Genomic DNA, 7,466 nt, shown 5'->3' on the forward strand with positions numbered 1-7,466 from the left:
CGAACTCGAAGGGGTCCCGCTTCTCGGTGCCGTGCAGCGGCGTGCCTTCGACCTGCACCAGCTCGTTGATGGGCACCGAATCGGGGTACGGGTCCATGTTGGCCAGCTGGGCCACGAGGCCGGCGCGCTCGGTACGGCTTTCGCCCATGCCGACGATGCCGCCGCAGCAGACGGACACGCCGGCATTGCGCACATGCTCCAGCGTCTCCAGGCGGTCCTGGTAGTCACGGGTGGAGATGATCTTGCCGTAGGTCTCCGGCGCGGTGTCCAGGTTGTGGTTGTAGTAGTCCAGGCCGGCCTTCTTCAGTTCCTGAGCCTGGTTCTCGGTCAGCATGCCCAGGGTGCAGCAGGCCTCCAGGCCCAGGGACTTCACCTCGCGCACCAGCTCGGCCACCTTCTCCACATCCCGGTCCTTGGGGGCGCGCCAGGCGGCGCCCATGCAGAAGCGGGTGGCGCCGGCGCTCTTGGCGGCCAGGGCGGCCTCGCGCACCGCGTCGACTTCCATCAGCTTGGTGGCATCGACGCCGGTGTCGTAGTGCACCGACTGAGGGCAGTAGCCGCAGTCTTCGGGGCAGCCGCCGGTCTTGATCGACAGCAGCGTGGCCAGCTCGATCTCGGCCGGGTCGAAGTGCTCGCGGTGCACCGTTTGGGCGCGGAAGATCAGCTCGGTCAGCGGCAGGTTGAACAGGGCCTCGATGTCGGCCACCGACCAACGCTGGGGACCGGCCGGCTCCGCCGCACGGGGGCGGTGGATCTGGATCGGCTGGGCCGTGGTGCTGGCTTCACTGGTGCAGGAGGTGGCAGTGGACATCGCGTTCCTTCTCGCTGGAAATGGCTCGGGCCAGGCTGGGCGCCGCAGGCGCTCAGAGCTCGAGGTTGTCGATCAGACGGGTCTGGCCCAGACGGGCCGCGCCCAGTGCCACCAGGGGCTCACCGGCCAGACGCTCGGCGTCGGTCGGCGGCAGCAGGTCGGACCGGCGGCGCAGGGTGAGGTAGTCCGGCACCCAGCCGCGGGCCCGCAGGCTGTCCGCGGCAGCGGCCTCGATCGAAGCCAGGGTCGCGGCACCGTCCCGGGCGCCTGCGGCCAATTGTCGCAGGGATTGGGCCAGGGCAATGGCCTCCACCCTTTCGGCAGGCTGGAGGTAGCCGTTGCGCGAGGACAGAGCCAGGCCGTCGTCGGCCCGCACCGTGGCGTGGCCGACGATCTCGATGGGCAGGGCGAACTGGCGCACCATGCCGCGGATCACCGCCAGCTGCTGGTAGTCCTTCTGGCCGAAGACGGCCACGGCCGGCTGCACGATCTGGAACAGCTTCATCACCACGGTGCACACGCCGGTGAAGAAGCCGGGACGGAACTCGCCTTCCAGCAGATCGGCCAGGGCCGCGGGCGGCTGTACCTTGTAGGCCTGGGGCTCGGGGTAGAGCTCGGATTCGGATGGCGCGAAGACGATGTCGCAGCCGGCCGGGGCCAGCAGCTCGGCGTCGCGCGCCAGCGTGCGGGGGTACTGATCGAAATCCTCGTGCGGCAGGAACTGCAGCCGGTTGACGAAGATGCTGACCACCACCGGGCCGCCACGCCGGGCGGCCTCGCGCACCAGGCTCAGATGCCCCTCGTGCAGATTGCCCATGGTCGGCACGAAGGCCGTGCGGTGTTGGCCGGCCAGCGCCTGGCGCAGCTCGGCAATGGTGTGAATGACGCGCATGCGCCCTCTCCTCCTGCGGGCCGACGCCTGCACGCCGCCCGCCTCGAACTTCAGGAATCAGTAGCCGTGCACAGCCTCGTCGGGGAAGCGACCGGCCTTCACGTCCACCACGTAGCGACGCAGGGCCTGCGCCACCGACAAGCCCGGCGCATCGGCGGCACTGCCGGGCTCACGGGTGAAGTCGCGCACGAAGCGCGGGCGCTTGCCGGAGGTCAGCCCCAGCAGGTCGTGCAGCACCAGCACCTGGCCGGTGGTGCCCGCGCCCGCGCCGATGCCGATGGTCATCATCTCGGGATGGGCCTGGGTGATCTCGCGCGCCAGGGCCGAGGGCACCAGCTCCAGCACCAGCATGGCGGCACCGGCCTGGGCCAGCGCCGCGGCATCGGCCTTGAGCTGGGCGGCGGCGGCCTCGTCACGCCCCTGGATGCGGAAGCCCCCCAGGGCATGCACGCGCTGCGGGGTCAGCCCCAGGTGACCGCAGACCGGGATGCCCCGGTCCACCAGGAAGCGCACCGTGTGGGCGATGTCACCCCCACCCTCGATCTTGACCATCTGGGCCCCGGCGCGCATCAGCGCCGCGGCCGATTCGAAGGCCTGCTGCGGGCTGGCCTCGTAGCTGCCGAAAGGCATGTCCGTCACCAGCCAGGCCTGGCGTTTGGCCCGGGCCACGCAAGCCGTGTGGTAAGCCATGTGCTCCAGCGTGACCGGCAGGNTGCTGCTCTGGCCCTGCACCACATGCCCAGCGAATCGCCCACCAGCTGGATGTCCACCTCGGCCGCGTCCAGCAGCTGAGCGAAGGTGGCGTCGTAGCAGGTCACCATGGCGAGCTTCTCGCCGCGGGCGGCCATGTCGCGCAAACGGGGCAGGTTCAGCGCCGGGCGGGGCGCGGCGGCGGTGGGTTCAACCGGGTGGACACTCATGGATCAATTCAGAGACAGCTGCCGCTCGGGCAGGGACCGGCATTGTGCACCCAGGCCCGAGGGCCTGCAGCAACCGGCCCTGCCCCGAAGCAGCCACCCTTCACCGCAGCGGACCGATGGCGCGCATGGCGTGGACGACGCCTTCGCCGATCGACGCGCCAAAACGCTTGGCCAGCCGTTCGGCCACGTTTTCCTGCGGGGTGTAGTCGATCACGTCCTCGGCCTTGACCACCTCGCGGGCCACGTAATCCAGGTTGCCGTAGTGGTCGGCCAAGCCCTGGTTCACCGCCTCTTCACCGTTCCAGAACAGGCCCGAGAAGGTGTCGTCGTTCAGCTTCAGGCGGTCTCCCCGACCACGCTTGACCACGGTGATGAACTGCTGGTGGATCTGTTCGAGCATGGCCTCGGCATAGGCCTTCTGCTTTTCGTCGAGCGGCGAGAACGGGTCCAGCATGCCCTTGTTGGCGCCGGCGGTCAGCAGGCGACGTTCCACGCCCAGCTTGTCCATCAGGCCGGTGAAGCCGAAGCCGTCCATCAGCACGCCGATGGAGCCGACGATGCTGGCCTTGTCGACGTAGATCTCGTCGGCGTTGACGGCCATGTAGTAGGCCGCCGAGGCGCACATCTCTTCGCAGACGGCGTAGAGCTTCTTGTTCGGATGCAGCTTGCGCAAACGCTGGATCTCATCGCTGACGATGCCGGCCTGCACGGGGCTGCCGCCGGGCGAGTTGAAGCGCATCACGATGCCCTTGGCCGAATCATCCTCGTAGGCAGACTTCAGCGAGGCGACGATGTTCTCGGCACTGGCCTCGCTCTGCTCGGCGATCTCGCCGCGCACCTCGATCAACGCGGTGTGCGGCCCGGAAGGCGCGGCCGGGTGCACGCCGCGCTGGGTGAACGCCGCCCAGGCCACGGCCAGCACCAGCCCGAACCAGGCCAGCCGGAAGCCGATGCGCCAGCGGCGCTCGCTGCGGCGCTGGCGCAGCATCTCAGCGCCGAACTGCTGCAACAGGGTCTCCAGCCCGGCCAGGCTCTTGGCTTCAGGTGAAGGCGCCGCGGCGGGCGGGGCCGCCTCCGGCGCCGGTGCGGGCGCGGCGCTCAGCGGAGAGTCGTACGGACCCAGAGGATCCGGTGTGGACGGTTCGTTCGACGACATGGTGTTGAGTTGAAGAGTCGGAAAACCGGCCCGCGGCAAGCGGCCGGAACGGGGTCATGACAGGGAAGGCGTGGGGACGAGCGGCACAGGCTGGACATCGGCGTCGGGCCACCACCAGACCTGCCCGCCCTCTTCTTCCACCCGCAGGGCCCGAAGGCGCTGGCCCCGCCCGGGGCCGGCAATGCAGTAGCCATCGGAAGGCTCGAAGGTGGCGCCATGCAGGGCACAGACGATCCAGCGCTTTTGCGTGTCCAGGAAACGGCCGGGCTGCCAGTCCATCTCGGCAGACACGTGCACGCAGCGGTTGAGGTAGCCCACCACCCGACCGTCGAAGCGCAGAGCGAAGGCACGGGCCGGCCGGCCCCAGAGCAGCACGTCGAAGACCCAGGCATCGCCCCGCTCGGCCAGGGCCTGACTGGCACACAGCGCGATGCGGGAAGACGCGGCCGGCTCGGTCATGGTGTGTCAGGCATTGTCGAGCAGCCAGACATGCAGCTCAGGGGTGGAGTGGGCCACGAACAGGGGATTCAGCGGGGCGAAGGCCGCTGGATCGTGCGCCCCGAAGCTGACGCCCACCGCCGCAGTGCGGGCGTTGCGGGCCATTTCCAGGTCATGGGTGGTGTCGCCGATCATCAGTGTGCGCTCGGGCGACACGCCGAACTCGGCCATCAGCTCCTCCAGCATGCGCGGATGGGGCTTGGAAAAGGTCTCGTCGGCCGTGCGGCTGGCGTCGAACACCCCATGCAGTTCGGTGCTGGAGAGGGCCTCGTCCAGGCCACGCCGGCTCTTGCCGGTGGCCACCGCCAGCCAGTGGTGTCGGTCCTTGAGCGCGGCCAGCATTTCCAGCGTGCCCTGAAACAGGCTGATCTCGTGCTGGGCGGCGAAATAGTGGCGGCGGTAACACTGGCCCAGTTCGGGGTAGCGCTCGGGCGGCAGACCCGGCACCACCTTCTGCAGGGCCTCGTGCAGGCCCAGGCCGATCACGAAGGCAGCCTCCTGGTCGCTGGGCACGGGCAGTTGCAGGTCCTGGGCGGCACGCTGGATGCACCGCACGATCAGCGCGGTGGAGTCGAACAGCGTGCCATCCCAATCGAAGGCGATGAGGTCGAAGCGGCGGGAACGGGTCATGGTCGGGAATCAGGCGGCCGTGGCCGGGGTCAGCTGGGCCAGCAGTGTCTCGCATTCCGGGGGCAGGGGGGCCTCCAGCTCGATGCGGGCCCCGCTGACCGGATGGTCGAAAGCCAGGCGCCGGGCATGCAGGAACATGCGGTCGAAGCGTGCGCCCGCCACGGCCCGGCCGGCGGCCAGGGCCTTGTTCAAGGCGAAATCACCGTACTTCTCGTCGCCGACGATGGGGTGCCCCTCGTGCGAGAGGTGGACGCGGATCTGGTGGGTGCGGCCGGTCTTGATGGTCACATCCAGCAGGCTGAAGCCGGCGTAGCGCGCCGCCACCCGCACCAGCGAGATGGAGCGCCGACCTTCCTCGTCGTCGCCCGGCACGGCACGCACCCGTCGCTCGCCCTCGGCGGTCAGGTACTTGTGCAGGGCCACGTCGATGACCTTTTTTCGCGCCGGCCAGTCGCCGATCACCAGGGCCGCATAGGTCTTGCCGGTCTCGCGCTGGCGGAACTGGTCCTGCAGCGCCGTCAGGGCGCTGCGCTTCTTGGCCAGCAGCAGCAGGCCGGAGGTCTCCTTGTCCAGGCGGTGCACCAGCTCCAGGAACCTGGCCTGGGGCCGCGCCCGGCGCAGTTGCTCGATGACGCCAAAGCTGACCCCGCTGCCGCCATGCACGGCCACGCCGGCCGGCTTGTCGATCACCAGCAGTTGCTCGTCCTCGAACAGCAACGGGAATTCGCGCGCCGGCACGGCGGCCACCGCCGCTTCATCCGGCGCCTCGGCCACCCGCACCGGCGGCACGCGCACCACCTGACCCTCTTCCAGCCGGGTGTCGGCGCCGGCCCGGGCCTTGTCCACCCGCACCTCGCCGGAGCGGATGATGCGGTAGACGTGGGTCTTGGGCACGCCCTTGAGTTCGCGCAGCAGAAAGTTGTCCAGGCGCTGGCCGACCGAGCGCTCGTCGACCGTGACGAGCCGAACGCTGGGCGTCGCTGGCACCGACAGCAAGGCGGGCTGGGGCGCTGCGGCCCTTGCCGGTGCAGCCCCCTTAGCGGGAGTGGGCGCCAACTTTGAAGGCGTCCGGCGCGCGCCCGGCCGGGACGCCCCGGTGCTTTTCTCGGACGTGCTGCGGCGGGCCGTGGCGGGCCTGTTTTTCGCCTTTATAATGGTCTGAGCCACGATTGAGCCCTAAGTGCTTGATTTTTCTGAGTTTACCTCGGGCACCCCGGGCGATATCGTGGAAAGGCGCGCAGAATTCTTGCGCGCCGCAAGGTGATGCAACGCCTGATGGCCCTGGAATGGCCGGTCCCGACGTGACCGGCGGCCTCGGACATCGGGCGGCAGAGAGACATGGAATGTGCCGCCCTGCCTTGGCAGGGGTCCATCAAAAGGTTTTCATCGGGCGCGATGACCAGACCGACCTTCGGTCCAGGATCGAGCCCGGCGTTCCGAGTGAACGAATCCGATTTCCGCATGCTGTCGTTTCCCGATTGCTTCCGCTTGACAGGCCCCGGTGCTCCACCGGCGTGGCCTGCATGGGAGCGCGCGCCCACGGCCCCCGCCGTGCGCCCGGGGTTCGCGCCATCCGGCAAACGGGGTTCCGACACCCGGACGCACGCGCCAACGCTGTCCACCTGAGTCCGCCACGAGCGGCGCTTCGGACAGTCCAGGGCGATTCCTTCCACCGGCTTTTCCGTTTTCTCGTGCATCGTTCGAGGTGCCGGCTGGACTGTCCTCCTTTTCGATGACATCCGGGCGGCGCCTCCATTTCGTGCGGCCGGCCTGCCGGGCGCACGTGGACAGGAGTGCACATGAAACGCATGCTGATCAACGCGACGCAGCCGGAAGAGCGGCGCCTCGCGATCGTCGATGGCCAGAAGCTGCTCGACTTCGAGACCGAGATCGAGGGCCGCGAACAGCGCAAGGGCAACATCTACAAGGCCGTCGTCACCCGCGTCGAGCCGTCCCTGGAGGCCTGCTTCGTCGACTACGGCGAGGACCGCCACGGCTTCCTGCCCTTCAAGGAAATCTCGCGCCAGTATTTCAAGGAAGGCGTCTCGGTCAAGGACGCCAAGATCCAGGACGTGATCTCCAACGGCCAGGAACTGCTGGTCCAGGTCGAAAAGGAAGAGCGTGGCAACAAGGGCGCCGCCCTGACCACCTTCGTCTCGCTGGCCGGCCGCTACCTGGTGCTGATGCCCAACAACCCGCGCGGCGGTGGCGTGAGCCGCCGCATCGAGGGCGAGCAGCGTGAGGAGCTGAAGGAAAACCTCGACCAGCTCGAGTACCCCAAGGGCATGAGCCTGATCGCCCGCACCGCCGGCATCGGCCGCTCGGCCCCCGAGCTGCAGTGGGACCTGAACTACATGCTCAAGCTGTGGGACGCGATCGACGGCGCGTCCAAGGCGGGCAAGGGCGCCTTCCTGATCTACCAGGAGTCGTCGCTGGTGATCCGCGCGATCCGCGACTACTTTCACCGCCGACATCGGCGAGATCCTGATCGACACCGACGACATCTACGATCAGGCCCAGCAGTTCATTGACCACGTGATGCCCGAATCGGCGCATCGC

6 protein-coding genes and 2 pseudogenes are annotated in these 7,466 nt (G+C 68.7%); 1 reads left to right on the forward strand and 7 read right to left on the reverse strand.

Features of this window, described 5'->3' with window-relative positions; genetic code table 11:
• The 7 genes and pseudogenes from bioB to I73_RS10500 all read right to left on the reverse strand — a co-directional run.
• A partial coding sequence (bioB, locus tag I73_RS27305) for a biotin synthase BioB (protein ID WP_022980559.1) occupies positions 1–811 on the reverse strand: 811 nt, incomplete at its 3' end.
• Between the two features lie 52 nt (positions 812–863).
• Positions 864–1,703, reverse strand: a complete 840-nt coding sequence (gene panC, locus I73_RS10475) for a pantoate--beta-alanine ligase (RefSeq protein ID WP_022980560.1) — start codon at positions 1,701–1,703, stop codon at positions 864–866.
• Positions 1,704–1,760: 57 nt separating this feature from the next.
• Positions 1,761–2,623 (reverse strand): annotated as a pseudogene (gene panB, locus I73_RS27310) (3-methyl-2-oxobutanoate hydroxymethyltransferase).
• A gap of 100 nt (positions 2,624–2,723) precedes the next feature.
• Entirely contained in the window at positions 2,724–3,779 is a 1,056-nt protein-coding gene (locus I73_RS10485) for a S49 family peptidase (RefSeq protein ID WP_051049163.1), read from the reverse strand.
• Positions 3,780–3,833: 54 nt separating this feature from the next.
• Positions 3,834–4,238: a Rieske 2Fe-2S domain-containing protein gene (locus I73_RS10490; RefSeq protein WP_022980562.1), complete on the reverse strand. Its 405-nt coding sequence runs from the start codon at positions 4,236–4,238 to the stop codon at positions 3,834–3,836.
• Between the two features lie 6 nt (positions 4,239–4,244).
• The gene (locus I73_RS10495; protein WP_022980563.1) at positions 4,245–4,907 is read right to left on the reverse strand and encodes an HAD-IA family hydrolase; all 663 of its coding nucleotides are present in this window, start codon (positions 4,905–4,907) and stop codon (positions 4,245–4,247) included.
• Between the two features lie 9 nt (positions 4,908–4,916).
• Complete coding sequence (locus I73_RS10500) at positions 4,917–5,900, reverse strand: RluA family pseudouridine synthase (protein ID WP_026096569.1); 984 nt, start codon at positions 5,898–5,900, stop codon at positions 4,917–4,919.
• A gap of 806 nt (positions 5,901–6,706) precedes the next feature.
• Here I73_RS10500 and I73_RS10510 point away from each other — a divergent pair.
• Positions 6,707–7,466 (forward strand): annotated as a pseudogene (locus tag I73_RS10510) (ribonuclease E/G); the annotation flags it as partial.

The sequence above is a fragment of the Ideonella sp. B508-1 genome, from assembly GCF_000333615.1.
Lineage (GTDB): Bacteria > Pseudomonadota > Gammaproteobacteria > Burkholderiales > Burkholderiaceae_C > Ideonella.

Bases quoted from the DNA above. Each gene is read 5' to 3' on its own strand.
- I73_RS10495 (WP_022980563.1), bottom strand. From the start codon at position 4,907: ATGACCCGTTCCCGCCGCTTCGACCTCATCGCCTTCGATTGGGATGGC.
- I73_RS10490 (WP_022980562.1), bottom strand. From the start codon at position 4,238: ATGACCGAGCCGGCCGCGTCTTCCCGCATCGCGCTGTGTGCCAGTCAG.
- I73_RS10485 (WP_051049163.1), bottom strand. From the start codon at position 3,779: ATGTCGTCGAACGAACCGTCCACACCGGATCCTCTGGGTCCGTACGAC.
- panC (WP_022980560.1), bottom strand. From the start codon at position 1,703: ATGCGCGTCATTCACACCATTGCCGAGCTGCGCCAGGCGCTGGCCGGC.